23 protein-coding genes are annotated in these 25,893 nt (G+C 71.2%); 15 read left to right on the plus strand and 8 right to left on the minus strand.

From position 1 onward, the window contains the following. Positions 1-40: 40 nt before the first annotated feature. Genes IVW53_00285 through IVW53_00300 form a run of 4 tightly spaced genes read left to right on the plus strand, consistent with a single transcriptional unit; the run spans position 41 to position 4,768 of the window. A complete protein-coding gene (locus IVW53_00285; protein ID MBF6604008.1) occupies positions 41-1,237 on the plus strand; it encodes an extracellular solute-binding protein in 1,197 nt (398 codons plus the stop codon). Continuing rightward, positions 1,234-2,997 (plus strand): iron ABC transporter permease, encoded by a 1,764-nt coding sequence (locus IVW53_00290; protein ID MBF6604009.1) that lies wholly within the window; start codon positions 1,234-1,236, stop codon positions 2,995-2,997. Before IVW53_00285 ends, IVW53_00290 begins: the two co-directional genes overlap by 4 nt. A gap of 2 nt (positions 2,998-2,999) precedes the next feature. Beyond that, positions 3,000-4,076: an ABC transporter ATP-binding protein gene (locus IVW53_00295; protein MBF6604010.1), complete on the plus strand. Its 1,077-nt coding sequence runs from the start codon at positions 3,000-3,002 to the stop codon at positions 4,074-4,076. After that, a complete protein-coding gene (locus IVW53_00300) occupies positions 4,073-4,768 on the plus strand; it encodes a hypothetical protein (protein ID MBF6604011.1) in 696 nt (231 codons plus the stop codon). Before IVW53_00295 ends, IVW53_00300 begins: the two co-directional genes overlap by 4 nt. Positions 4,769-4,794: 26 nt before the next feature. On the opposite strand, the gene IVW53_00305 is transcribed toward IVW53_00300, so the two are convergent. Beyond that, the gene (locus IVW53_00305) at positions 4,795-6,258 is read right to left on the minus strand and encodes a catalase (GenBank protein MBF6604012.1); all 1,464 of its coding nucleotides are present in this window, start codon (positions 6,256-6,258) and stop codon (positions 4,795-4,797) included. Between the two features lie 107 nt (positions 6,259-6,365). Between IVW53_00305 and glpK the strand changes: the two genes are divergently transcribed. The 7 genes from glpK (at position 6,366) to IVW53_00340 (ending at position 14,354) form a co-directional block, all read left to right on the plus strand. Further along, positions 6,366-7,865: a glycerol kinase GlpK gene (gene glpK / locus IVW53_00310; GenBank protein ID MBF6604013.1), complete on the plus strand. Its 1,500-nt coding sequence runs from the start codon at positions 6,366-6,368 to the stop codon at positions 7,863-7,865. An 89-nt stretch (positions 7,866-7,954) separates the two neighbouring features. Beyond that, positions 7,955-9,673: an anaerobic glycerol-3-phosphate dehydrogenase subunit A gene (glpA, locus tag IVW53_00315; protein ID MBF6604014.1), complete on the plus strand. Its 1,719-nt coding sequence runs from the start codon at positions 7,955-7,957 to the stop codon at positions 9,671-9,673. Continuing rightward, positions 9,660-10,994 carry an FAD-binding protein gene (locus IVW53_00320; protein ID MBF6604015.1) on the plus strand — a complete coding sequence of 445 codons (1,335 nt, stop codon included), beginning with the start codon at positions 9,660-9,662 and terminating at the stop codon, positions 10,992-10,994. The genes glpA and IVW53_00320 overlap by 14 nt, the downstream gene beginning before the upstream one ends. After that, the gene (locus IVW53_00325; protein MBF6604016.1) at positions 10,991-12,292 is read left to right on the plus strand and encodes an anaerobic glycerol-3-phosphate dehydrogenase subunit C; all 1,302 of its coding nucleotides are present in this window, start codon (positions 10,991-10,993) and stop codon (positions 12,290-12,292) included. Before IVW53_00320 ends, IVW53_00325 begins: the two co-directional genes overlap by 4 nt. After that, entirely contained in the window at positions 12,265-13,305 is a 1,041-nt protein-coding gene (locus IVW53_00330; protein MBF6604017.1) for a ketopantoate reductase family protein, read from the plus strand. Before IVW53_00325 ends, IVW53_00330 begins: the two co-directional genes overlap by 28 nt. A gap of 64 nt (positions 13,306-13,369) precedes the next feature. Then, positions 13,370-13,990: a glycerol-3-phosphate 1-O-acyltransferase PlsY gene (plsY, locus tag IVW53_00335; protein MBF6604018.1), complete on the plus strand. Its 621-nt coding sequence runs from the start codon at positions 13,370-13,372 to the stop codon at positions 13,988-13,990. 169 nt (positions 13,991-14,159) lie between these two features. After that, positions 14,160-14,354, plus strand: coding sequence for a helix-turn-helix domain-containing protein (locus IVW53_00340; GenBank protein ID MBF6604019.1), 195 nt, complete (start codon positions 14,160-14,162; stop codon positions 14,352-14,354). Between the two features lie 3 nt (positions 14,355-14,357). On the opposite strand, the gene IVW53_00345 is transcribed toward IVW53_00340, so the two are convergent. Then, positions 14,358-15,683: an aspartate aminotransferase family protein gene (locus tag IVW53_00345; protein ID MBF6604020.1), complete on the minus strand. Its 1,326-nt coding sequence runs from the start codon at positions 15,681-15,683 to the stop codon at positions 14,358-14,360. A 138-nt stretch (positions 15,684-15,821) separates the two neighbouring features. Here IVW53_00345 and IVW53_00350 point away from each other — a divergent pair, with 138 nt between their 5' ends. Continuing rightward, the gene (locus IVW53_00350) at positions 15,822-17,804 is read left to right on the plus strand and encodes a GMC family oxidoreductase (protein ID MBF6604021.1); all 1,983 of its coding nucleotides are present in this window, start codon (positions 15,822-15,824) and stop codon (positions 17,802-17,804) included. Here IVW53_00350 and IVW53_00355 read toward each other — a convergent pair whose 3' ends face one another. From IVW53_00355 to IVW53_00365, 3 genes are all read right to left on the minus strand, one after another. Beyond that, positions 17,805-18,770, minus strand: coding sequence for an EamA family transporter (locus IVW53_00355; GenBank protein MBF6604022.1), 966 nt, complete (start codon positions 18,768-18,770; stop codon positions 17,805-17,807). A 221-nt stretch (positions 18,771-18,991) separates the two neighbouring features. Further along, the gene (locus tag IVW53_00360) at positions 18,992-19,798 is read right to left on the minus strand and encodes a methylated-DNA--[protein]-cysteine S-methyltransferase (protein ID MBF6604023.1); all 807 of its coding nucleotides are present in this window, start codon (positions 19,796-19,798) and stop codon (positions 18,992-18,994) included. Next, on the minus strand, positions 19,795-20,367 hold the full coding sequence (locus IVW53_00365; GenBank protein ID MBF6604024.1) for a sigma-70 family RNA polymerase sigma factor: 573 nt from the start codon (positions 20,365-20,367) through the stop codon (positions 19,795-19,797). The genes IVW53_00360 and IVW53_00365 overlap by 4 nt, the downstream gene beginning before the upstream one ends. A 77-nt stretch (positions 20,368-20,444) precedes the next feature. Between IVW53_00365 and IVW53_00370 the strand changes: the two genes are divergently transcribed. Continuing rightward, a complete protein-coding gene (locus IVW53_00370) occupies positions 20,445-21,332 on the plus strand; it encodes a DUF2029 domain-containing protein (GenBank protein MBF6604025.1) in 888 nt (295 codons plus the stop codon). A 261-nt stretch (positions 21,333-21,593) separates the two neighbouring features. On the opposite strand, the gene IVW53_00375 is transcribed toward IVW53_00370, so the two are convergent. The 3 genes from IVW53_00375 to IVW53_00385 form a co-directional block, all read right to left on the minus strand. Further along, positions 21,594-21,854, minus strand: coding sequence for an MmcQ/YjbR family DNA-binding protein (locus IVW53_00375; protein ID MBF6604026.1), 261 nt, complete (start codon positions 21,852-21,854; stop codon positions 21,594-21,596). A 92-nt stretch (positions 21,855-21,946) separates the two neighbouring features. Continuing rightward, positions 21,947-22,693, minus strand: coding sequence for a CPBP family intramembrane metalloprotease (locus IVW53_00380; protein MBF6604027.1), 747 nt, complete (start codon positions 22,691-22,693; stop codon positions 21,947-21,949). Then, positions 22,690-24,753 (minus strand): LLM class flavin-dependent oxidoreductase, encoded by a 2,064-nt coding sequence (locus IVW53_00385; GenBank protein MBF6604028.1) that lies wholly within the window; start codon positions 24,751-24,753, stop codon positions 22,690-22,692. Before IVW53_00385 ends, IVW53_00380 begins: the two co-directional genes overlap by 4 nt. A gap of 150 nt (positions 24,754-24,903) precedes the next feature. Here IVW53_00385 and IVW53_00390 point away from each other — a divergent pair, with 150 nt between their 5' ends. Both IVW53_00390 and IVW53_00395 read left to right on the plus strand, forming a co-directional pair. After that, complete coding sequence (locus tag IVW53_00390; protein ID MBF6604029.1) at positions 24,904-25,434, plus strand: hypothetical protein; 531 nt, start codon at positions 24,904-24,906, stop codon at positions 25,432-25,434. 14 nt (positions 25,435-25,448) lie between these two features. Continuing rightward, positions 25,449-25,889 carry a GNAT family N-acetyltransferase gene (locus IVW53_00395; protein MBF6604030.1) on the plus strand — a complete coding sequence of 147 codons (441 nt, stop codon included), beginning with the start codon at positions 25,449-25,451 and terminating at the stop codon, positions 25,887-25,889. The last annotated feature ends 4 nt before the right edge of the window (positions 25,890-25,893 follow it).

Raw genomic sequence — 25,893 nt, forward strand, 5'->3', positions numbered from 1 at the left:
GCGAGTCGCCACCGCAGGCGTCGGAGACGGGAGAGGCACCATGGACAACGAGCGCGATCTCTATGTCCTCGCGGCAGCGGGCCGGATCAGTCGTCGGGACCTCCTCAAGGGAGCGGCACTCCTCGGTCTGAGCGGGGCGGCGGTCTCAGCGCTGCTGGCGGCGTGTTCGTCACCGGCGGCGACGACCCCACCCTCCGTCGCGGCCGTCAGCGCTGCACCGTCCGTCGCGAGTGCGGCGCCCGCCTCCGTCGCCGCGACGCCGGCCGCGAGCCGGACCCTCGCCGGTACGCTGTCGCTCTACAGCTCGACGGATACGGCGCAGCAGGTCGCGGATGCCTTCGCCAAGGCGACCGGGGTGAAGGTCAACAACTACAACGACGATGCCGGCGTGGTCCTCGCCCGGATCGAGGCGGAAGCCGGACATCCGCAGGCGGACGTCTACCTGCTGTCCGACGCCGAGGGCACCGCCGGGCTCGGCCAGCAGGGTCGGCTCCAGGCGTACCTGTCGCCAGCCCGCAGCACGATGTCGTCGCTCGCGCTCCAGGTGAGCGACACGAGCGGCTTGTTCACGGCTGCCGGCCTCAGCGGGGCCGGCCCATTCACCTACAACACGAAGAAGCTCACCGCGGCGACCGCACCCAAGGACTGGCCGGACCTGCTCGATCCGCGTTTCAAGGATCAGATCGCGATGACGGACCCGGCCTTCAGTGGGCCGTCGTACGGCGCGATCTTCGGCATCCTCCAGCGGATGGGCGACACGGCCGGCTGGACCTACATCCAGGGCCTGTTCTCGAACGGCATGAAGGTCTTCAAGACGAATACGCCGACCCTTGCTGCCGTGACGTCCGGGGGGCGGAGCATCGCCCTCGCCCAGGACTCGGCGACCTACTATGACGTCGTCGCCCAGAGCGCACCGCTGGCGGTGGCCTACCCGACGAGCGGCACCGTCCTCCAGGGGGACGTGATCGGGATCGAGGCCAAGGCGAGCAACCTCGACGCAGCGCAGGCGTTCGTCGACTACGTCCTGTCGGCGGCCGGCCAGACGACGGAGATCGGCGACGCGGTCAGCGGCAAGGGCGTGTCCGGTGACGCCTGGATCATCCCGGTCCAGCCCGGCGTGGCCCAGAACTCCGCCCGCATCTCGAGCGGCATCAACTGGACCATCATCGACCTGCAGCAGGCCGCCTCGCAGGAGGCATCGATCAAGGGACGCTTCAAGTCGCTCGCGGGATCATGAGCGCGGTCACCCCTTCGCGGACCCTCGTCGGCACCATCTCGCGGTGGCGAACGCAGCGGGGGCTCGATCGCCTCGCGATCCTCGTGGCGATGGGGAGCCTCGCGGTCCTCATCGTCTTCCCGCTCGTCGAGCTGCTCCAGCAGGCGATCATCCCGGCCGGGCAGAGCGTCCTCCAGCCGTTCCGCGACACGTTCGCCACGCCCGGCAACTATGTCGCCATCGTGGACTCGGTCGGGATCGGCCTCGCCGTCTGCGCCGCCTCGGCGCTCATCGGGGTGCCCCTCGCGATCCTCCTGACCCGGACGGATATCCCGGGCCGGCGGCTCTTCGAGGCCCTCGTCTGGGTCGACTTCTTCACCCCGTCCTACCTCATCGCCCTCGGCTGGACTGCCCTCATGCAGCAGGGCGGCTTCCTCGACCTCATGCTCGGTCAGACGAATCCGCTCATGGGCGTCTTCTTCGGACCGATCGGGATCGCCGTCGTCCTCACCTTCAAGCTGTTCCCGTTCGTCTATCTCGCAACAAGCGCCGGGGTCCAGGTCGTCGGCGCGGAATACGAGGAGGCGGCCCGCGTCGCTGGGGCGAGCCGCCTTCGGGCATGGCTGGCGATCGTGGTGCCGATGCTCCGACCGGCGGTGCTGGCCGGCCTCATCCTCGTCTTCGCGGAGGTCGTCTCCGACTTCGGCATCGCGGCGACGATCGGACAGCAGGCGGGGTTCCCGCTCATGACGCTCGAGATCTACAACTACGTCTCGTCGTGGCCGATCAACTATCCCCTCGCCGCGGCGATGTCGTCCTTCCTCGTCCTCAGCATGGGTGCCGCGCTCGGGGTCCAGTCGCTCCTTCTGCGTCGTCGCTCGTTCCAGGTCATCACGGGCAGGGGGCGAGCCCCGACCCGTGTCCGACTCGGACGCTGGCGCTGGCCGGCAACGGCGATCGTCAGCCTCCTCTTCGCCCTCGCCCTCGGCGCGCCGTTCGGCGCGTCCATCGTCATCTCGCTCATGCACAACATCGGCCTCGGCCTCGTCGCGAGCAACTTCAGCCTGCAGAACTACGCGGACGTGCTCGGCGATCTCAACACCGGCGTCGGGGCCCTCTGGCGGAGTGTCCAGCTGGCGGTCGAGGCGGCCACCCTGACAAGCCTGCTCAGTCTCGTCGTGACCTACATGATCTACCGCTGGGAGGGGATCGGGCGGCTCATGCTCAACCAGCTGACGGTCGTGGCGATGGTCGTCCCGAGCATCGTCATGGCTGCGGGCTACGTGTTCGCGTTCAACCAGGACTGGCTCTTCAGCCTCGGCATCTCGATCTACGGAACGATGTTCCTGCTCCTCATGAGCTACATCGGCCAGCAGGTCTCGATGGCCGTCCGACTCCATCTCGGTGCCATCCAGCAGGTGTCCGGATCGCTCATGGACGCGGCACAGGTCGCGGGAGCGGGCGTCGTGACGCTCCTCCTCCGCATCCTCCTGCCGCTCCTCCGCAAGGCCATCGTCTCGGTCTGGCTGCTGACGTTCGTCATCGTCATGTTCGACCTGGCGATGTCCGAGATGCTCTATCCACCGGGCGAGCCGACGCTCGGGGTGGCCCTCATCAAGAAGTTCGGCGACCTCGGCAACATCGGCACCGGGACGGCGATGATGATGCTCGCGATCCTCATCGTCCTCGCGATGGTCGTCGCCGTGAACTTCGTGTTCCGGGGCGGGTTCGGAACGGCGGTGACCGAGGATCTGGCACCAGGCATCAAGGAGCGTCGGTAAGGATGGACGTCACCGTCGAGTCGCTCGCTCGGTCGTTCGGAACGGTCGAAGCCGTCCGGGACGTGTCGTTCGCCGTGCCCTCGGGCACCGTGACGACCCTCCTCGGACCCTCCGGCTGCGGCAAGACGACGACCCTCCGCTGCCTGGCCGGCCTCACGACCCCCTCGGCCGGCACGATCCGGTTCGGCGATCGGATCGTGTACTCGTCGGATCGGCGGATCAATGTCCCTCCGGAGCAACGACGGCTCGGCATGATCTTCCAGGACTTCGCCCTCTGGCCGCACATGCGGGTCCGTGACAACGTCGCGTTCGGACTGCGGCTCCGGCACCTGCCGAAGGCCGAGATCGAGCGGCGGGTGATGGACGCGCTCGCGCTCGTGCGACTCGACGACCACGCCCGTCGATTCCCCTTCGAGCTCTCAGGCGGCCAGCAGCAGCGCGTCGCCGTCGCCCGGGCCATCGTCACCGAGCCTGAGCTCCTCCTCCTCGACGAGCCGTTGAGCAGCCTCGACACGAGCCTTCGCGAGGAGATGCGTCGCGAACTCGTGTCGGTCATCGACCGCCTCGGCATCACGGCGGTCCTCGTCACCCACGACCACATCGAGGCATTGACGATGTCGAGCCTCATCGTCGTCATGAACGGCGGCCGGATCGAACAGATCGGGTCCCCCGACGAGATCTACCGGCGCCCGGCCAACCTGTTCGTCGCCGGCTTCCTCGGCACCGTCAACGTGCTGACCGGGGAGGCCACCCAGGTGGACGGCGGATACCGGGTGAGCGGGGGCGACTGGAGCGTCATCGGGACCGCGCCCCGTCCCGTCGGTGGGACGGCCCACGCCGTCCTCCGGCCGTCCGCGCTGCGGATCCTCGCGCCGGGCGACGACGCCTCCGTCAATCACCTCGTCGGGACAGTACGGGGGGCTGCCTACCATGGGGATCGCTGGCAGTACGACGTGCAGACGACCGGCGGGATCGAGCTCCGGCTCCTCTCCGAGGCGGCGATCCCCGGCGGAAGCGAGGTTCGCCTCGGGTTCGGCGTCGCCGACTGCGTGATCGTCCCATCCACCCCGGTCAGTTGACGACCTCGATGGACTCGACTCCGGCGGGCCGCTCGAAGCGGCGGTTCGTCGTGCTCGTCTATCGCATGCCGCCGAAGCCGACGGCCAGCCGGGTGGCCGTGTGGCGCCAGCTCAAGAAGATCGGTGGTGTCTACCTCCAGCAGTCGGCGATCGCCTTCGCCCAGAACCCCCGCGTCGTCCGCGACCTGCGGCCGCTCCTCGGTCGGATCCAGGAGGCCGGCGGCGAATACCACCTCCTGCCGGTCGGCCGCCTGTCCGGCGACGAGGAGGCCAAGCTCGTCGAGCTGTTCGTCCAGCAGAGCTCGCGCCACTACGCGGAGATCATCGAGGAGTGCGAGGTCGACTTCGCCAGGGAGATCGAGTTCGAGACGTTCCGCCGGAATTTCACGTACGAGGAAGCCGAGGAGATCCGAGCCGAGTACGAGAAGCTTCTCAACTGGTTCGAATGGGTCCACGCGCGGGACTGGTTCGGCGCTCCGAACCGGGAGACGGCGGTCACCTGGCTCGATCGCTGCCGGCTCCAGCTCGAGGCGTTCGAGGCGAAGGTCTACGGCCTCCATTCCAAGGGTCGCGGGCGCACCGAGGAGATGCCGATCGGTGGACCCGGGCCGGGCCTCCGCGAGCTCGACATCCTCCCAGCCCCGTCTCGCGAACGTGGACGGCGGAGGGCCGCGCGCGCGTCGACCCCCTGACCCGAACGGTACGGAACGGCCTCGGCTCAGGCCGCGCCCGCCGGCACCGTCTCCCCGACGCCGCGCGCGACTCGGTCGCCGAGATCCCGATCCACGCTTCGCCAGTAGTCGAGGGCACGGGTCAGCACGGCGCCACTCACGCCCCCCTTGAGGTGGTTCGAGATGTTGGTCACGAGTCGCTCTCGTGCGGCGTCATCCAGGACCCTGCGGTACAGGGTCCCCGGCTGGCCGAAGTCATCGTCTTCTGCGTGCATGGTGTAGGCGGCGCGGACGACCTCCCCCGCCACGCCCCAGCCGGGCTCGGCGTATCGCGGGTCCGCCTTCGGTCCACCGGCCGAATTCGGCGCGTAGACCGGATCGCCGGGGTTGTCGTAGCGCATCGCCCCATCGCGGTTGTAACTGTGCACGGGAGCGTGCGGTCGGTTCACCGGCAGCTCGAGGTAGTTCGTCCCGATGCGGTGGCGATGCGTGTCCGGGTACGAGAAGAGGCGGCCCAGCAGCATCTTGTCGGGTGACGGACCGATGCCGGGGACCATGTTCGCCGGTTCGAATGCCGCCTGCTCGATCTCCGCGAAGTAGTTCTCCGGGTTCCGATCGAGCACGAACCTTCCGATCGTGATCGGCGGGTAGTCCGCATGCGGCCAGATCTTGGTCAGATCGAACGGGTTGAAGCGGTAGTCCGCGGCGTTCTCGAACGGCATGACCTGCATCTCGAGCGTCCACGACGGATGATCGTTCCGGGCGATCGCCTGATGGAGGTCGCGAAGGTGGTGATCGGGGTCCTCCGCCGTCATCGCCTTGGCGTCGGCGTCCGTGAAGTATTCGATCCCCTGATCCGTCTTGAAGTGGTACTTGACCCAGAACTTCGTGCCGCCGGCGTTCTGCCACAGGAAGGCGTGGCTGGAGTAACCGTTCATGTTGCGCCAGGTCCTGGGGATGCCGCGGTCGCTCATGAGGACGGTGACCTGGTGTGCGGACTCCGGGGAAAGCGTCCAGAAGTCCCACTGCATGTCGTTGTCGCGCGTGTGCGTGTCGGCTCGGCGCTTCTGCGAATGGATGAAGTCCTGGAACTTCTGGGGATCGCGGATGAAGAACACCGGGGTGTTGTTGCCGACGAGGTCGTAGTTGCCCTCCTCGGTGTAGAACTTCATCGCAAAACCACGAGGGTCCCGAACCGTGTCGGCGTACCCGCTCTCGCCGGCCACGGTGGAGAATCGGACGAGCACGTCGGTCCGCCGGCCCTTCCTCAGGAAATCGGCCTTGCACCACTGGCTGACGTCCTCGGTGACTTCGAAATGCCCGAACGCTCCACCGCCCTTCGCGTGGACGACCCGCTCGGGGACCCGTTCCCGATTGAACTGCGCCATCTTCTGGATGAGGTAGTGATCCTGGAGGAGGATGGGGCCGTCCGGCCCGGCGGTCAGCGAGTGCTCATCGCTCGCCGCGGGGATGCCCGCGTCCGTGGTGGTGACGTACGGTTGATCGGACATTCGAGCGGATCCTCCTCGGAGAGTGGCAATCAACGGCAGTGTACGCGGTGGGGCCCTGACTCCCGTCGGCGGCCCAGGCGAGGCGATCGGTGCGGAGTGACGACACGGTGACGAAGTACGTCGGAGCGCTCGACCAGGGCACGACGAGCACCCGGTTCATCATCTTCGACCACGCTGGGCGCGTTGTCGCGAAGGATCAGCAGGAGCACGAGCAGATCTACCCGCAGGCGGGATGGGTGGAGCACGATCCCCTCGAGATCTGGCAGCGGAGCGTCGAGGTCACCCGCGGCGCTCTCACCAGGGCCGGCATCGCGGCCGGTGATCTGGCCGCGGTCGGCATCACGAACCAGCGCGAGACGACGGTCGTCTGGGATCGCTGGACCGGCAGGCCGATCCATAACGCGATCGTCTGGCAGGACACCCGGACCGACCGGATCATCGACGAGCTCGCGAAGGACGGCGGTCAGGATCGCCTCCGGGCGAAGGTCGGCCTTCCCCTCGCCACCTACTTCTCCGGCCCGAAGGTCGCGTGGCTGCTCGACAACATCCCGGGCGCACGAGCGAGGGCGGAGGCGGGCGACCTGCTCTTCGGCACCATCGACAGCTGGTGCATCTGGAACCTCACCGGCGGTGTCGCCGGCGGTGTCCACGTCACGGACGTGAGCAACGCGAGCCGGACGATGCTCATGAACCTCCAGACCCTCGACTGGGACGACGAGATCCTCCGCCTCATGGGGATTCCGCGCTCCATGCTGCCGCACATCGGTGCGTCGAGCGAGGTCTACGGGACCGCCGTCGGCGATCTCGCCGGCGTCCCCGTGGCGGGCGATCTCGGCGACCAGCAGGCGGCCTTGTTCGGTCAGACGTGCTTCTCCGCCGGCGAGGCGAAGAACACGTACGGCACCGGGTGCTTCATGCTCCTCAACACGGGTCCCCGGGTCGTCCCATCGAAGCACGGCCTCCTCACGACCGTCGGATACAGGATCGGCAGCCAGCCCGCGGTCTACGCGCTCGAGGGCTCCATCGCGATCGCCGGAGCCCTCGTCCAATGGCTTCGCGACAACCTCGGACTCATCAGGACCTCCGACGAGATCGAGGAGCTCGCCCGAACCGTCGACGACAACGGTGGGGTGTACTTCGTGCCTGCGTTCTCGGGGCTCTTCGCGCCGTACTGGAGGAGCGAGGCGCGCGGCGTCATCGCCGGCCTCACCCGGTACGTCAACAAGGGCCACATCGCCCGGGCGGTCCTCGAGGCGACCGCCTGGCAGACCCGCGAGGTCCTCGATGCGATGAACGCCGACTCGGGCGTCGCCCTGACCGCGCTCAAGGTGGACGGCGGGATGGTCCACGACGAGCTCCTCATGCAGTTCCAGGCGGATGTGCTCGGCGTCCCCATCATCCGGCCGCAGGTCGCCGAGACCACGGCGCTCGGCGCGGCGTACGCCGCCGGGCTCGCCGTCGGCTACTGGTCGGCGGTGGAGGACCTCCGGGCGAACTGGGCGAAAGACAGGGAGTGGACCCCGACGATGGACGGGGCAACACGCGACCGCGAGTACCGCTCGTGGAAGAAGGCCGTCGCCCGCACCTTCGACTGGCTCGACCGCTGAGGCCGTCGACTCGCCGGCGCACGGGATCCATCATCTGCGGGATGATGCGAGCGACACGTCGGCGGTGAACATCCGCGACGTCCCACGCCGTGGAGTACCGCAGCATCAGCGTCGATCTCGTCGTCCGACACCGCGACGCCACGCTCCCGCGGACCGCGGACGTCCTCATCGTCGGCGGCGGCGCGACTGGCGCGGGCCTCCTCCGCGACCTGAGCCGCCGCGGGCTCTCCTGCGTCCTCGTCGACAAGGGCGACTTTGGGAGCGGCACGAGCGGGAGATATCACGGCCTCCTCCATTCCGGTGCCAGGTACGTCGCGAAGGACCCGCTCGCCGCCCGTGAATGCATCGTCGAGAACCGTGTTGTCCGTCGGATCGCGCCCGCCTGCATCGAGGACACCGGCGGCCTGTTCGTCGCGACCCCCGACGATCCCGAGGACTACGTGGCAGCGTTCCCGGCGCGCTGTGCCGCTGCGGGGATCCCGTGCGAGGAGGTGCCGCTCGGCGAGATGTTCCGCCGTGAGCCCGCCCTCAGCCGGCGGATCCGGCGCGCCTTCCGGGTGCTGGACGCGTCCCTCGAACCGTGGCAGCTCATCGAGGCCAACCTCGCCGAGGCCGAGGACCGCGGCGCCATCGCCCTCGGATACCGCCAGGTCGTGGGGATGGATCGCAACGGCGGGTTCATCGCCTCCGTGGCGATCGCCGATCGACGGACCGGCACGGTCGACCGGATCGCCCCCCGGATCGTCGTTTCCGCCGCTGGTGCCTGGGCCGGCCGGATCGCCGCCCTGGCGGGAGCGCGCCTGGACATGTCGCCCGGCAAGGGGACGATGCTCATCTACAACCAGCGGATGACGGACACGGTCGTCAATCGATGCCATCCGCCGGGCGACGGCGACATCATGGTCCCCGTCCACACCGTGGCGATCCTCGGCACGACGGAGGTCCAGGTCGACGACCCGGACGCCTACGCGATGGACCGCGACGAGGTTGAGGCGCTCATCGTCGAAGGCGAGAAGCTCTTCCCGGAGATCCGGCGGATGCGGCTCCTCCGAGCGTACGCCGGCATCCGGCCGCTCTATTCGGCGGACGACGGCGCGGGCGACGGTCGCGCGATCTCGCGAGCCCATGTCCTCCTCGACCACGAGCGCCGTGATGGCATCGCGAACTTCCTCTCCATCGTCGGCGGGAAGCTCACGACGTACCGGCTCATGGCCGAGCAGACAGCGGATCTGGCCTGCGAGAAGCTCGGAGTGGATGTCCGCTGCACGACGGCCGAGGATCCGCTGCCCGGCAAGGCGCCAGGGCGCCCGTACCACTGGCTCGGCGACCGGCTCGCCGAGCACGAGGCGGCCGGCGGCGGCGATGCGTCGCTCATCTGCGAATGTGAGCTCGTGACGCGGCCCATGCTCGACCGCTTCCTCGCCGATCGCTGGCCGTGCAGCCTCGACGACGTCCGTCGCGGGACACGCCTCGGGATGGGTCCGTGCCAGGGGGCGTTCTGCACGTTCCGGGCGGCCGGCGTGGTCGCCGACGAGGTCGCCAGGCGCGCAATCGCCACGGCGGGGGCAGATCCCCGCGACGCGGCCGCCGAGATCGCCGAGCGAGCCCTCGTCGCGTTCATCCGCGAGCGCTACGCGGGGACCCGGCCGATCGCCTGGGGTCGCCAGCTCCAGGAGCTCTGGCTGGCAACGGGGATCTACTGGGGTTCGCTCGGCATCGACGCGTTCGAGGCGTCGCCGAGGCCGGTCGACGGCCCGTCGGCGGGTCCGCCGGACCTGACCGGGGAGACGACGCATGCCGCGCGCTGACGTCGGCGTGGTCGGCGCCGGCCTGGCCGGCCTGACGGCGGCAATCGGCCTGGCCGATGCGGGTGCCCGTGTCCACGTCCTCGCCGCCGGCCATGCGGCGACGCACTGGGCCCCTGGCACACTCGACGTCGGCGTGGCCCGCGGTGCGGTGACGGCCGGCGACGCGGTCGAACGGCTCGCGGTGCGGCCGGGTCATCCGTACGGCTCGCTCGCCTCGGGCCTCGCCGAGAGCCTCAGCGAGGTACGTTGCATCCTCGCCGCCGAGGGTCTCGACATCGCCGGCGAGCTGACGGATCCGCTCCGCCCGATGCCGACCTCGATCGGCGCCACCCGCCTCGCGGCGATCGTGCCGGACGGGATGTCCGGGGCGCTCGCGCCCTGGGGGCCGGACGAGACGCTCGTCGTGTGCAGCCCGGCCGGATTCCGCGATCTCTGGGCGGAGGCGGTCGCGGCGAGCCTCCGTCGCTCGTCGTCGTGGCGCGGCTATCCCGGCCCGGCCAGGGTCGAGGCGCTCACCATCGAGCTGCCGGGCATGGCCGGCCGGCGGAACGTGAACGGTCTCGAGCTCGCGACGGCGTTCGACGACCCAGCGTGGCGAGACCAGGCGCTCGATGCGATCGCGCGGGCGCTCGACGCGCGGGTCCGTGGTCCGGGCCGGGTCGCCCTTCCCGCGATCCTCGGCCTCCAGGACCACCCCGCTGTCCTCGCCGCCGCGCGGGCCCGATTGCCGCTCGTCCCGTTCGAGGTTCCGCTCGTCCCACCGAGTGTGCCCGGGATGCGGATGTATCGCGCCCTGCGCGAGGCGCTCCGGCGCCGCGGCGGTCGGATCCAGGTCGGGGAGGCGGTCCGCGGGTCGATCGGGCCGGACCGGCGCGTCGACGAGCTCGTCGCCCCCGCCGCCGCGCGCGCGTTCGTCCTGTCCGTGGGAGCCGTCGTGCTCGCGACCGGTGGCATCGTCGGCGGCGGGATCGTCGCCGAAGCCGACGGGACCCTCGTCGAGACCGTCCTCGGCCTCCCGGTGGAGGGGCCGCCGATCGATGCGGCGCTGCTCGGCGATCCGTTCGAGCCGAGTGGGCATCCGCTCGAGGTGGCCGGCGTCCGGACGGACGCCGAGCTCCGACCCATCGCGCCCGGTCGCCCGGACCCGATCGCGGACAACGTCCGGATCGCCGGGAGCCTCCTCGCCGGCCAGCGCTACCTCCGGGAGCACTGCGGCGACGGCATCGCGATCGCCAGCGGCCGATCCGTCGCCCGCTCCCTCGCTGGATCGCGCGCGCCGGTCGCGACCACGACGGACGCGGCGGCGGGCACGGTCCGATGATCGCCGCTCCCCGAGGATCCGTGCCGATCGGCCTGAGCGCCGACGAATGCCTCAAGTGCAACGTCTGCACGACCGTCTGTCCAGTCGCCCGGGTGACGGACCTCTTCCCGGGGCCCAAGTACGCAGGCCCGCAGGCACAGCGGTTCCGGCTCGGCACGACGCTCGCTCCAGGGTCGCCGGGCTCAGCCGCCCTGCCTTCTCCGGACCACACGGTGGACTACTGCTCCGGCTGCGGTTTCTGTTCCACTGCCTGCCCGGCGGACGTGAAGATCGCCGAGATGAACAATCGCGCCCGGGCCGCCCTCCGCGCAGGACATCGGCCGCGGCTGCGCGACTGGCTCCTCGGCCAGACGGACCTCAGCGGTCGGCTCGGCACGCTCAGCGCCCCGCTGGCGAACTGGTCATTGCGGAACGGGCTCTTCCGTTGGCTCATCGATCGGGTCGTGGGGATCCACCGGCACGCACCGCTACCGCGGTTTGCGGGGCGTCCGTTCCGCGCCCGGCTCGGCGACCGGCATCGGTCGGCGGACCCGGCTGGCGCGCCGCCGCCGGACCGCGCCGTCGTGTACTTCCATGGCTGCGCTGCGAACTATTACGAGCCGCACGTCGCGAAGGCGGCGCTCGACGTTCTCGAGCGGAACGGCTTCGCGGTGATCGTCCCGCCGCAGGTGTGTTGCGGCCTGCCGCTCATCAGCAACGGGCTGTATGGCTCGGCGCGCGGCCGGGCCCGGCGGAACCTCGGCGTCCTCGCCGCCTATGCGCGGGCCGGATACCGGATCGTCGGCACGTCGACCTCGTGTACCCACACCCTGAAGTCGGAGTATCGCGAGATGCTCGACCTGGAGGACGACGACGCGCGGGTCGTCGGCGAGGCCACGTGGGACATTTGCGAGTTCCTCCTCGACCTGCACGATCGGGGCCGGCTCGACACCTCCTTCGGCATGATCGAGCGCGCCCTGCCGTACCACGCGCCGTGCCAGCTGCGGAGTCACGGGATCGGCCTGCCGGCGCTCGACCTGTTCGCGCTCGTTCCCGGGCTCGACGCGACGGACATGGATCACGACTGCTGCGGCATCGCCGGGACGTACGGCCTCAAGAGCGAGAAGTACGACATCGCGATGGCCGTCGGCGAGCCGCTGTTCCGGAAGATCCGGGCGATGGGCGCGACCGAGGCCGCCTGCGACTCCGAGACGTGTCGCTGGCAGATCGAGGCGGCGACCGGGGCACGCCTGGTCCACCCGGTCGAGATCCTCGCCGAGGCCTACGCGGCGTGGTCGGGCGGAGTGGCAGCCGGGTGATCCTCGTCGTGGGCGCGGGAGCGGTCGGGAGCTTCCTCGGCTCGATCCTCGCCGCCGGAGGAGCGGACGTCGTGCTCCTCGGCCGCCCGAGCCCGGAACCCGTGGGGCCGGCATCGCTGACCCTCGTCGAGCCGGACGGATCGAAGCGCACGCTCGCCGTGGCCCGCGGCGGCGCGGCGGACAGCGTCACGGTCGAGCCCGACCTCACGATCCTCGCCGTGAAGATGGCCGACCTCGAGGCCGCGATCGACGTCGTTGCCCGCTGGCCGTCGACGACGATCGTCGCGGTCGAGAATGGGATCGGCGCCGACGCGCTGCTCCGCGAGCGCCGACCGACCGGCGGTCTCGTCGCTGGATCGCTGACGACATCGGTGGAGCGCGACGGCGCTACCGTCCGCCGCTTGTCGCAGGGAGGCATCGGCCTCGCCCCGGTCAGGGGAGCCGTGGGGCCGCGGATCGCCGCCCTCGCCGCGCGGCTCGAGTCGGGCGGTCTGCGTGTCGTCGAGACGGCGGACGCCGCCGCGATGCGCTGGTCGAAGCTCCTCGTCAACCTCGTTGGCAACGCGACGAGTGCGATCCTCGATGTCGATCCGGGCGACGTGTACCGCGATCGAGCGCTCTTCGCCATCGAACGCGGCCAGCTGCGAGAGGCGCTCGAGGTCATGCGCCGGCTCGGGATCCAGCCGATCCGGTTGCCCGGAGCGGACGCCCGGCTTCTTGTGGCATCGACTCGCCTCCCGGATGCCCTGGTGCGGCCCGTGCTCGGCCGGATCGTCGCCGGCGGCAGGGGAGGAAAGGACCCGTCATTGCGGCGGCACGTGCGCAGCGGCCGCCCGCCGACCGAGGCCGCCTGGCTCAATGGATCGGTCGATCGTGCGGCACGGACGATCGGATTCCGGGCACCCCTGAACGCGCGCCTCGCCGACCTCGTGGGCGAGGTCGCGGCCGACCCCGATCGCCGCGCCTGGTTCCGCGCCCGCCCCGACCGGCTCCTCGCGGAACTCCCCCGGTAGCTCGATGCAACGCGACCCCGGCAGCCCGCCGAGGCGCCCCGGACGCTCGATATACTGGCCAGATATGGACACGACGACGCTCGGCCTGGCGCTCGTCTCGGTCGTGGGCGCCTATCTAATCGGCGCGATACCGTTCGGCGTCGTCGTCGCCAAGGTGTCGGGTGGGCCGGATCCGCGGACCCTCGGCAGCGGTCGGACCGGCGGGGCGAATGTCCTGCGGGCGCTCGGGCCGCGGGCGGCCGCCGCCGCCGGGCTGCTCGACCTGCTCAAGGGCAGCGTGGCCGTGGCGATCCCGATCGCCCTCGGCGCGGGGATCGTCGTCGAAGGCCTCGCCGTCCTCGCCGCGATCGTCGGCCACAGCCGCTCGATCTACATCGGCTTCCACGGTGGCCGGGGCGTGTCCCCGGCGTTCGGCTCGCTCCTCGTCCTCGCCCCACTCGTCGCGCTCGTGATCGTGCCGGTCTTCGCCGCGATCATCGCCCTGACGCGCTACTCGTCGCTCGGATCGCTCGCCGCGTCGGCCCTCGCCGGGATCCTCCTCGTGATCCTCGTCGTCGTCGGCGGCCTGCCACCGTCTCACCTCATCTACGCCATCGGCGGACCGGCCCTCATCTGGCTGTTCCACGCCGACAACATCGGCCGGCTGCTCGCCGGGAAGGAACGGACGATCGACCAGCGCTCCTGATCGGCATGCGATGGAGCGGACTGGTACTGCCGACGGGCGCCACTCCCTGACCGAAGTACGGCTTGTCGCCTCCTGGTCCGCACCGCCACACTCCCCTCACCAGCGGGCCGGACTGCACCCGTGTGTACCCCACGGGATCGCTCCGGCTCCGCACCGTACGAGGCGACGAATGGCATCGATGGCCGTCAGCGAACTTGGACCCATGCTCACCGCGACCGAGGTGGCGCAGATGCTCCACCTCCACGTCAACACGGTGAAGCGGCTCGGCGATCGTGGCGAGCTGCCCTTCTACCGCGTCTGCAAGCGGGGCGATCGGCGGTTCCGGCTCGACGACATCATGGCCTTCCTCGCCCGCAACCGCTGACCGTCAGGACCCGACGCCCTCCAGGCGCGGGATCCGGCTCAGGGCATCGCCGAAGATCTCGAGCGCCTCGAGGATCTCCGCGCTCGTCACGTCGATCGGCGGGATCCAGCGGACCACCTGGTGGGCGACGCCGCAGCTGAGGACGAGGAGGCCGTCGTCCGCGCAGCGGGCGACGAGCGCATCGCAGGTCTGCCCGTCAGGAGCCTTCGTCGCCCGATCAGCGACGAACTCCACCCCGACCATGAGACCCGGCCCCCGGACGTCGCCGATCCGGTCGTCCTCGGCCATGAGCCGGCGGAGCCCCGCCGTGAGCTCGGCACCACGCGCGGCCGCGTTCTCGACGAGCCCCTGCTCGCGGATCGTGCGGACCACCGCGAGACCCGCCGCGCAAGCCACCGGGTTGCCGCCGTACGTCGACCCGTGGGCGCCCCGCCCCCAGCGCTCCTGGAGTGGGCGGGCGCTGACGATCGCCGAGAGTGGAAGGCCGTTCGCGATCGCCTTGGCGAGGCAGACGACATCGGGGACGATGGCGGCGTGCTCGAAGGCCCACATCCGCCCGGTCCGGCCGAAGCCCGTCTGCACCTCGTCCGCAATGAGGAGGATGCCGTGCTCGTCGCAGAACGCCCGCAGGCCGTGCAGGAAGGCCGCCGGCGCCGGGCGGTAGCCGCCCTCGCCCTGGACGGGCTCGATGAGGATTCCGGCGATCGATTCGGCCGGGACCGTGCTCGCAGTCAGGGCCCGCAGCTCGTCGAGGCAGACGCGTGTCGCCAGCTCCTCGTCGCCACCGAAGTCGCCATAGACGGCGGGGAATGGGATGAGGTGGACCTCCGGCAGGAGCGGTTCATATCCCCGCCGGTAGTTGAGATTGGAGCTCGTGACGGACGTCGCCCCGAGAGTCCGACCATGGAACGCACCGCGGAACGCGACGATCGCCGGACGGCCGGTGACCCGCCGGGCGAGCTTGAGCGCGCCTTCGATCGCCTCCGACCCCGAGTTGAGGAAGAACACCGTGTCGAGCGGCTCCGGGAACGTCGCTGCGAGCTCGGTCGCGAGCCGTGCGACCGGTTCCGCATAGCCGATCGCGCCGGTCGGGACGATGAGTCGGTCCACCTGTTCGTGGATCGCCTTCGTGACCGCCGGATGATGGTGGCCGAGTGCCGAGACGGCGATGCCGTTCGCGAAGTCGAGGTACGCCCGGCCGTCCGTGTCGTAGAGGCGGTGGCCCTCGCCGTGACTCCAGCTCCGCTCGAAGTAGCGACCAAGGACGGGGGTGAGGTGCGGACGCGAGAGGGCGGCGAAGTCGAGGCGGTCGTCGGTCGGCGTCGTCATGAGGCGTCCTTGTGATCGTGCGGAGGAGGGGAGGGGATCGGCCGAGTATACGGGCGCGTCCGGCACGAGCCGGGCCTCCACCCGCCAGGTTGCCCCCGGCGCCCGGTTCGGCCGGCCCGCCGCCCATACAATCGGCCGGTGACGCCGCCTCCGCCGCCGGATCCGTCGCGCCCTGTCTCATGGTCCGGGATGGAGCTCGCGATCCTCGCCGCGATCGCGGACACGTTCGCCATCGCCACGGCGCCCGGCGACGCCGAGCGCCGGGCCGAACTCGCCACCGCCGCGATCGACCGGCTCGACCCGGGGCAGGCGAACCAGCTCCGGCTCGTCCTCCGGCTCATGCGGTCCTCGGCCGTGAGCCTGGCCGTGGTGGGCCGGCCGACGCCGTTCGACCGCCTCGATCGACGCGGGCGAGAGCGATACCTTTTGCGCTGGGCGACGTCCCCGGTCCCGCTCCAGCGAGCCGCGTTTCAGGCCCTCAAGAAGCTGTCGTGTTTCCTCGCCTACGCGGATCCGGGGATCGGAGCGCCGAATCCCCGGTGGGCGGAGGTCGGTTATCGGCCGCCGCTCGAGCCGGTCACGCCTGATCCGACGCCGATCGTCCCGCTCGACACCTCCGCGGTCGATTTCCTCGATGCGGATGTCGTCATCGTCGGGTCCGGAGCGGGCGGCGGGGTCGCCGCGGCCGAGCTCGCCCGGGCCGGCCGTTCTGTCGTCGTCCTCGAGGCGGGCCAGTTCGTGCCAGAGCCGGAGATGCCGACTGATGAGCTCGCCGCGTACGACCGACTGTACCTCGATCACGGCCTGACGGCGACGGCAGACGGCGCGGTGTCGGTCCTCGCCGGTTCCGGCGTCGGTGGCGGCACGACGATCAACTGGATGACCTCCATCCCCCTCCAGCCCGCGGTCCGCACCGAGTGGGTCCGCGACCACGGGCTCGATGGGCTCGACGGGGCTGAGTTCGGGGCCGACCTTGCGGCCCTCGAGGCGGAGCTCCGGCTGCAGGGACCGCCGAACGTCCCGCCGAAGGACGCGGCGATCCTCCGGGGAGCGGCCGCGCTCGGCTGGGAGGCGGCGGAAACCCGCCGCAACGGCAGCGGCTGCGGCGACTGTGGGTCATGCCCGTTCGGCTGCCGGCGCGGCGCGAAGCAGAGCGGCCTTCGTGTCCACCTCGCGGCGGCATGGCGGGCCGGGGCGAGGATCGTCGCCGATGCGACGGTGGGGCGAGTCCTCATCTCCGGCGGCCGCGTCACGGGCGTCGAGGGGACGCTCGTCGGCGGACGTCGGCTCGCCGTCCACGCCCGCCAGGTGGTCGTTGCCGCGGGAGCGCTCCGGACGCCCGCGGTCCTCGCCCGGAGCGGGGTCGGCCATCCCGCCGTCGGGCGGTTCCTCCGGCTCCATCCGGTCGCCGTCGTCGGCGCCTTCTTCGACGCGCCGGTCGAGATGTGGTCCGGAACCATGCAGGCGGCACGCTCGCTCGAGTTTCTCGAGTCGCGTTCGACGGATGGATCGGGATTCGTGATCGAGTCGGCGCCCGGGCATCCCGGGCTCATCGCGCTCGCGTTCCCCTGGGAGTCGGGGCAGGCGTTCGGCCGGCTCATGGGACGGGTTCGGAACGTCGCACCGCTCATCGCCATCTGCCGCGACCTCGGTTCGGGGCAGGTGGGACTGACCGCGAGCGGTCAGGTGCGAATCGACTATCGCGTCGGCCCGACGGAGATCGACACGCTCCGGCGGGGCCTCGTCGCCCTCGCCCGGCTCGGCCGGGCAGCCGGGGCCCGCGAGCTCGTCGCACTCGGCACGCCGGCGGCTTGGTCCCGGGACACCGAGGACCGGGTATTCGCGGCGTACCTCGATCGGCTCGCCCGATTCGACTTCGGACCGAACCGCGGCCTCGTCTTCTCGGCCCATCAGATGGGCACGGCCCGGATGGGAACGTCGCGGCGGGACCACGTCTGCGATGAGCGAGGCCGGGTCCGCGCCGACGCGCGCGGCCGTCTCGTGGATGGACTCTACGTCGCAGACACGTCGCTCTTCCCGACCGCCATCGGCGTCAATCCGATGCTGACGGCGATGCTTCTCGCCCGCCGGGTGTCGCGGACGGTCGTCGCCGAGGCGTGATCAGACGACCTCGCCGGCCTCGTCGACGACGGCGGGCGTCGCGGGTCGGGCAACGCGGGCTGGCGGGGCGGTCCGGCTTCGGGCCGTGACGATGAGGGCGACCGCACCGACGATGACCACCGCCGCGACCACCGTCCGCCCGGACAGCGCCTCACCGAGGAAGATCGCACTGAGGACGAAGGCGACGATCGGGTTGACGTAGGCGTACGTCGCGACCTTGGGGAGCGGTGCCACCCGGAGGAGCCAGACGTACGTCGTGTAGCCGATGCCGCTGCCGATCGTCACGAGATAGGCGAGCGCAGCCCACGAAGCCGGCGTGACCGCGGCGAGCGAGAAGCCACGAGCCTCGTCGGTGATGAGCGCCATGACCGCGAGGACCACACCGCCGCACAGCATCTGGATCGCCGTCGCGACGAGCGGCAGGCGCGGCAGCCGCGCTCGATGCGACGAGTAGAGCGAGCCCGATGCCCAGCAGATCGGCGAGATGAGGACCGCGAGGAGTCCGCCGGGGTCGAGGGCAAGGGTTCCGCCTGCCGGGGCGACGAGGATCGCCACGCCGACCACGCCGAGGGCGATCCCGACGACCACAATCCGCGGCAGGCGTTCGCCGAACACGATCCGGCCGAGGACCGCGACCCAGACCGGCATGAGCGCGATGAGCAGGGCGGTGATCCCCGACGGCACCGTCCGCTCGCCGAGGGCGACCATGCCCATGCCGCCCCCGAGGAGGAGGGCGCCCACGATGAACGAATCGCGGACCTCTCGCCGCGTGACCGCGAGGGCCGGGCGTCCTTCGCGGATGACGGAATAGCCGAGCAGGAGGAGTCCGGCGAGGAAGAAGCGCCCCGACGCCATGAGGAACGGCGGCATCGTCTCGACGGCGATCTTGATCCCGATGTACGTCGAGCCCCAGACGACATACAGCGTCGCGAGACCGGCCCACAGGGCGAGTGGTGTCGCCGACATCGCGGGCGCGATGGCTCCGGGACCCGCGGGCGTGGCTTCGGGTGCCGCGGTGCCAGGCGTCGTCGCAACGCCGCTTGTCATAGTCGACTGGTCCAAGATGGGCGTACTGTAGCGGCTCTGACCCGCCTGCGCTCGTCGCTCGCTCCGCGAGGCTCCGTTCGACGGGCGGGAAGGGTCGCCACCCGCCGACTGACCGTCTGCCCTCATGCCCCGAACTGAGGTCAGGCCGCCATGCGGACCGGTCGGCACGATCGGCAGGGGCGATAGCCGCGTGCCTCGGCGTCACCGAGCGACCGGAACGGAACGCGGTGCGCGTCCACGATCCGCCGCGCGTGGCGGCACGTCGGGTGGCAGACGACCCGGGTCGTGTTGGACCCGACGAAGCGGATGCCGCTGACCGCGAGCGCCTCGAGGCGGTCCGGATCGGCACCCTCCCAGGTGAGGAGCGAGTGCTTGTTCTCGGGCCCGCCGAGCGAATACCGGCCGATGTGTCCGTCCGTCCGGACCACCCGGTGGCACGGGATGACGAGCGGGATCGGATTCTTCGCCAGCGCCGTTCCCACCGCCCGGACCGCCGCCGGATGGCCGATCTCCGCGGCGATCCAGCCGTACGGCCGGACCTCACCGCGGGGGATCTCGGAGGTCTTGTCGAGGACGGCCCGCTCGAAGGCCGTCCGCCCGCGGAGATCGACCGGCACGTGAGCCCGGCGATCACCGGCGAGGCGCCGCTCGATCACGCGGGCGAGCCGGGTGGGGAGCGTCGCGACCCGGCGGATCGGCCGATGGAGTGCCGCCCGGAACTCGGCCTCGAAGGCGGACGCCTCGCCGGTGCCGGAGATCGTCGAGACGCCACGGCCATTCCAGGCGACCCACATCGGCCCGATCGCGGTCTCGATCGGCGCGTAGTCGTCGGCGAGGCCGAGGATGACGAGGGTGTCGCCGACGAGCGTCGGCGGTGCCGCGACTGCGAGGCCGCGCAGGGCCTCCTCGATCGAAGCCGTCGAGCGGTCGCCCGTGGTCGAAGTCATGCGATCGACTCCTCTCGTTCGGCCGCCTCGAAGGCGGCGCGGAGCAAGGCGAGGCCCCGGTGGACCTGGGCGCGGATCGTGCCCTCCGGCCGGCCGAGGACCTCGCTCATCTCCTCGTAGGACAGGCCGTCGACGTGCCGGAGCACGACTGCCGCCCGATAGCGGGCGGGCAGACCGGCGACGAGGGCGGCCCAGTGCGCGGCCGACTCGCGCCGGGCGAGCCGCTCGTGCGGTGTGTCGGACGGCCCGGCGGCAGCGGTGAGGTGCGGTGCATCGGTGAGCACCGTCGTCGGGAGCCGGTGGCGCGCGACCCGGCTCCGACAGAGGTTGATGACGATCGTCGCGAGCCAGGCCCGAAGCCGGAGCTCGGCGATCCGCTCCGATCCGTACGAGCCGAGCGCCCGGTGTGCGCGGACGAACGCGTCCTGGGCGATCTCCTCCGCGTCCGCCGGGTCGCCGAGGAACCGGAGGGCGATCGAGTAGCAGCGGTCGGCGTGCGCCCGAACGAGCGCCTCGAAGGCGCCGTCGAGGTCGCGGGCGAGGGCGTGGAGCAGGTCGTCGTCGTCCATCACACTCCAGAACCAGCGGGGTGTGCGTAGCGTTGCACTATCATCCGTCGCGCTGGCGCTCGCCGATCGGAGGTCCGATGTCCGTTATCGAGCGCCACGCGGAGCGCCTCGGGATCGTCCTCGCCTCGGTGCTGTGGATCGCGATGGTCGCCAGCTCCGGGGTCCATTTCGACGTGACCGTCCCGCCGTTCGGCAACGTGCCCGTGGGGCCGGCCCTCGACGCTCGGGCGTACTGGGAGGCGGACCTCGCCCATCCGTACGCGAACGCGAGTGCCGGCGTCCCGGGGGCGTATCTCTACTCGCCGGCCTTTCTCCTCGCGCTCGCCCCGCTCCGCGTCCTGCCATGGCCGCTCTTCGTCGCCGTCTGGGTCGCGATCCTCCTCGTCGCTCTCCGCTGGCTCGTCGGCCCGCGGCTGCTCGGGCTCGCCGTCATCGTCGCCTTCCCGGAGCTGTGGGGAGCGAACATCGTCATCCTCATGGCGGCGGTCGTCGTCGCCGGGTTCGCCCGACCCGGCGCCTGGGCCTTCAACCTCCTGACGAAGGCGACACCGGGCGTCGGCCTGCTCTGGTTCGCCGTCCGTCGCGAGTGGCGGGCCCTCGCCGAGGTCGCACTCGTGACCGCTGCGATCGTGGCGCTGAGCTACCTCGCGTTGCCGGGCGCCTGGGCCGACTGGATCGGCGTCCTCCGCGGCAACACCTCGGCACCCGGGACGTGGGCCTCCCTCAACGTCCCGCTCCTCATCCGCGCGCCGTTCGCCGTCGCCGTCCTCGCGTGGGCCGCCTGGACCGGCCGCCGCTGGGCGGTCCCGATCGGCTGCCTCCTCGCCCTGCCCATCCTCTGGTATGGCGGCTTCGCGATGCTCCTCGCGATCGTCCCGCTCCGCTGGCCAGCGCTGACGGGGAGGGAAGGGATTCCGGCGGCCGCCGCGAGTGATGGCAGTCGCTCCCGTCGCCGCGCGTCGTGACCTCTGACCCGTGCCTGCGTCCCCGCGTCGTGGCTGCGTCCCCGGCGCCCGTCCAGCTGGAACACCCGCAGTTCCATCCGGCGCACGGTGAACCCGCGCCGCCTCTTCCTGACCTTGTTGCGCGTCGACCGGAACGCCGGCCGTTCCAAACGACACAGGAACGACGCTCTCGTCACCATCCGTACCGGATCGTGCGTCAGCTGGAACGCTGACCGTTCCATGGCCGCGCCGTCCGCTCGGCCCACTCCATGTCCGGTCCGGCTATCGCCCCGCGACGTACGAGTGCGCCTCGGTCGCCAGGCGATCCCAGTCGAGGTCGTTGACGGGCTGGATCGCCATCGCCCATTCGCGCATCGGGCGGGCCTTGCCGGCATCGAACCGGATCGCCGCGCCGGAGTCGACGAGCTCGTCGACGCGCTCCTTCGGCAGCTTCACGACGAGCCGATCGCGGACGAGCATGGCGAAGATCCGACCGCCGACGCGGAGACCGGGATTCGAGCCGAAGCCTGTTCCGGGGGTCACGTCGGCCGCAGTAGCGAACTGCCGGGCGAGGCGCTCGAATCGCTCGAGCGGCGTGTCGTCAGGCACGGTGTGACCTCTCCTCGCGATCGGCGTCATCGTGCCCACCCTGCACCTGCGAACCGCCGTCCGGCGTCCGGCCCGACCGCCTCGATCTCGCCGGTGGGCTGGATGAGGAAGATCCAGATGTCCCAGCTGCAGTGGCTCACAACGAGCGCGCCGAGGGGGACGCCCGCGGCGTACAGCACCGCCCAGTGGGCACCGGCCACGCCAGCCGCGCCCATGAGCGTGAAGTTGCCGGTCACCACGTGGACCCCGCCGTAGGCGGCCGTGGCGAGAGCGGCGCCGCGCCAGCGCCCGTAGCGTCGCATGAGCGCCGACTGGACGAAGCCCCGCCAGAAGAGCTCCTCAGCCGGTCCGACGATCGTCGCGAGGCGGGTCGCGATCTCGGCCCGTGGGCGCAGTGTCCGGAGGGCATAGATGTCGCGGATCTGGCGCTCGCCGCCCGGCACGAAGCGGCGGGCGAAGCGGTCCCCGACGCCGAACGTCAGGTAGAGGACCCAGGCGGACGCGAGGCCGACCGGGAGGTGCCAGAGGCGCAGCCGGAAGCGGCGGGACGGCGCCGAGGCGACGAGCGAGAAGCCGCCGAGCGCCAGGCCGGTCAGCGTCATCCGCTGCCAGAACCGCTCGCGCGGGCCGCGGAACGTCGCGCTGAACGCGGCGACGGCCGCACCGAGGCCGACGGCGAGGATCGGCAGGCCCGGCCCGTCGGGTCGCCCGACCCCGCCGGCAGCGACCCGCCGCGAGGTCGCCGATCGCGACGTCGCCGATCGCCGCCTCACCCGCGGCCGACCCCGGACACGAGGATGCCGGCGACGAGGAGGGCGCCGAACACCATGTGGAGGCGCGCGGTCTGGAGATCGATCATCGCGATCGCCCGCATCTGACCCGTCGCACCGAGCTCGGCCGAGCGGATGACCTGGGCGAGGAACGGGAGCGAGAGGATCGCGAGCAGCGTGGCCGGCGGGAGCAGTCGCGCCGCGACCGCGAGGCCGAGCGCCATGTACGCGCCGAGGACGAGGGCCACGTAGACGTAGTGGGCGTACTCGCGGCCGATGTCACCGGACAGCGTCCGGATACCGGCCCGCGTGTCCTCACCGATGTCGCGCCACTCGTTGCCGTCGAGGATCGCCGCAACGAGGAGGCCGACCGGGATCGAGGCGATGAGCGCCTCCACCGACCAGTCGCCGGAGACCGCGAAGTACGTACCCTCCACCATGAGCGGCCCCATGAGGAAAAAGACGAGCGGTACGCCGAGGGCGCGGTACTTGTACTCGAACGGCGGTGCCGTGTAGAAGAACCCGCCGGCGAGCCCGAGCAGCCCGAGCCCGACGATCGCCGGGCCACGGAGCGTGATGAGGTAGACGCCGACGGCCACGGCGAGGGCGAATGCCGCCGCCGCGACGACGAACGCCGTGCGCTCGGTGATCCGGCCCTTGACGAGAGCGTGACTCGCCCGCGGCGAGGTGATCGAGTCAATGCCGCGGCGGACGTCGTAGATCTCGTTGACGACGTTCGTGCCGGAGTGGAGGAGGACGCCGCCGACGAGGGCTGCGATGAACGGTCCGATGGTGAACCGGCCATCGACCGCCGCGAGCGCGCCGCCGGCGAGGACCGGGATGACGGACGCGGTGTAGGCGAATGGCCGGAGGATCTCCCAGACCCCGCCGCCTCGCCGGCGGAGGAGGCCGCCGAGACCGAGGCGCCGGTCGTCGTCGAGGCCTCGAAGGCCCGAGCGGGTCCCATCGACGACCGCGGGAGCATCGCCCACGGGTTCCTCCGTCGCGGCCGCCGGCAGCTCCGCGTAGAGGGTCGCGGCCGCGACGAGCTCCTCGACCTGACGCTCCTCCTGGACCACCGGCTGGAGGAGCGGCAGCCCGAGACCCGCGTCGCGATGGAAGGCCATCGCCCGATCGGCGATCTCCTCGCGTGTGCCGCACAGCATGAACGCGTCGAGGAGCTCGTCCGGGATGAGGTTGCCGGCGGTCGTGTAGTCCTCCACCCGCCATGCCGCGGCGACGCGGTCGCGAAGCTCCCGATCGAAGCCCGCCCGGGCGAGCGAGACGTCCGAGAGGATCGACATCATGTAGATGACGAACGGCTCGCGCTTCGCCCGATTGAGCGCCTCCCGACGGGTCGCATCGACCAGGGAAAGGAGGTAGCCGGCGGTCTCGAGGGAGGCCGGATCCCGACCAGCGTCCGTGGCGGCGGCCCGCAGCCGCTCGAGGATGCCGCGCAGGCTGGGGATCGATTCCGCCGGGCGGGCGAGATAGCCGTCCGCCTTCTGCCCCGCGAGCGCGACGAACTCCTTGCGGTAGGCCGCGACGACGATCGGGATCCTGTGGGTCGGCGGGAACATCGGCTGGATCGGCGGCAGGCCGGGGGTCGCCGACGGCAGCCGCTCGCCGGCCCACAGCGCGCGGAGCTCGTCGATCGTCGTCGAGACGCGGGCAAGCGCGGCGTCCGGCTCGTACGGGATGCCCATCTGCTTCAGTCGGAGCGGGAGCCCGGTCCCGAGGCCCATCACGATCCGCCCGGGAAGCATCTCATCGAGCGCGGAGCCGGTCATGGCAAGGACGACGGGATGGCGGGTGTTCGGGTTCACCGCCCCGAGCGCGACGCGGAAACCCGCCTCGCCCTCCACGAACCCGCCGTCCCCGTCGTTTCCGATCGCCGCCGCGATCGCCGAGCCGAAGCTCACCGCATCGCGTTCGTAGTAGCTGTCGTGGATCCAGACCGAATCGAGGCCGGCGTCGCGGGCGCGTCGGGCCCAGGCGACGACATCGTCGACGTCGCCTCGGGCGGCGAGGCCGAGGCCGATCGGCCTGGCGAGGGTACGCATGGGGTCGGGCGCTCCTGTGCACGAGCGGGGTCGTCCGGCATTCTACCGCCTCGGCCCGCACTTGCTCATTCGCGGGAGCACGTTTCGCGGATCGTTCCGGCACAGGGGCCGATGGCCGGCGCACGCACGACGAGTGGGACAATTCGCCGCATGCGCCTCGACGCTCGTCTCGCCACCGCCGGCTGGCAGCAGGACGCCGTGGCGATCGTCCTCGAGCGTCTGCGGCGGGTCGGGTTGGACGTCGATCCGCCCGACCCGTCGGGTCCCGAGCCGGATGGGCTGCGCGCAGTCGATATCGTCGCGATCGGCTGGGCGACGGTCGACGCGGACCGGGCGGCTGGCGGCGCGGCGCTCGAGCCTCGGCCCCGGGACCCGCATCTCGGGGCGATCGCCCTCCTCCTTGTCGGCCCGTCCGCGCCGGAGGCTCTCCCGGTCGCACTGCTCGAACCGGACACGGAGGGACGGATCGCGGCGACGCTCGCCCGTCACGGCGAAGGTCCAGCCGCCCTGTACGTGCGGGCCGATGTCGATCTCACTGCGCAGCTCGAGTCCATCCGGCGGATCGGTGGTCGTGCGACGACGGTCGCGGACGGCCCGTTCGGCCCGTCCGCCCTGGTACTCGACGACCGGCCATCCGGCCCGCACCTCATCCTCGTCGGGCGGGCTACCATCGCAGCCTGACGAAGGGAGCGCGAATGACCGATCCGGGGGTCCTCGAGGTCCGCCCCGCGACACCCGCCGACGCCGAGCGGATCGCCACCCTCTTCACGGACGAGGGATATCCCGTCGGCCCGACGGACGTCGTCGCCCGTCTCACCCGATTCGCCGAACCCGGCTCTGCCGTCTTCGTCGCCGCCAGCGGCGACGAACTCCTCGGGTTCGTCGCCCTCCATCTCGTGCCCCGGTTCGAGACGGACGACCCGTTCGCCCGGGTGGTCGCGCTGGTCGTCGATGCCGGCGTCCGCGGGCGGGGAGTCGCTCACCGCCTGATGGCGGAGGCGGAGCGTGTCGCGCGAGACGGCGGCGCGGCGTTCATCGAGGTCACCTCCGGGCACCATCGGCCCGAGGCGCGACGGCTGTACGAGGCCCTCGGCTATGACGCAGCCGTCGCCGCGTACCTCCGCAAGCGCCTGTGACCGC

This window comes from Chloroflexota bacterium (genome assembly GCA_015478725.1).
Lineage (GTDB): Bacteria > Chloroflexota > Limnocylindria > Limnocylindrales > CSP1-4 > C-114.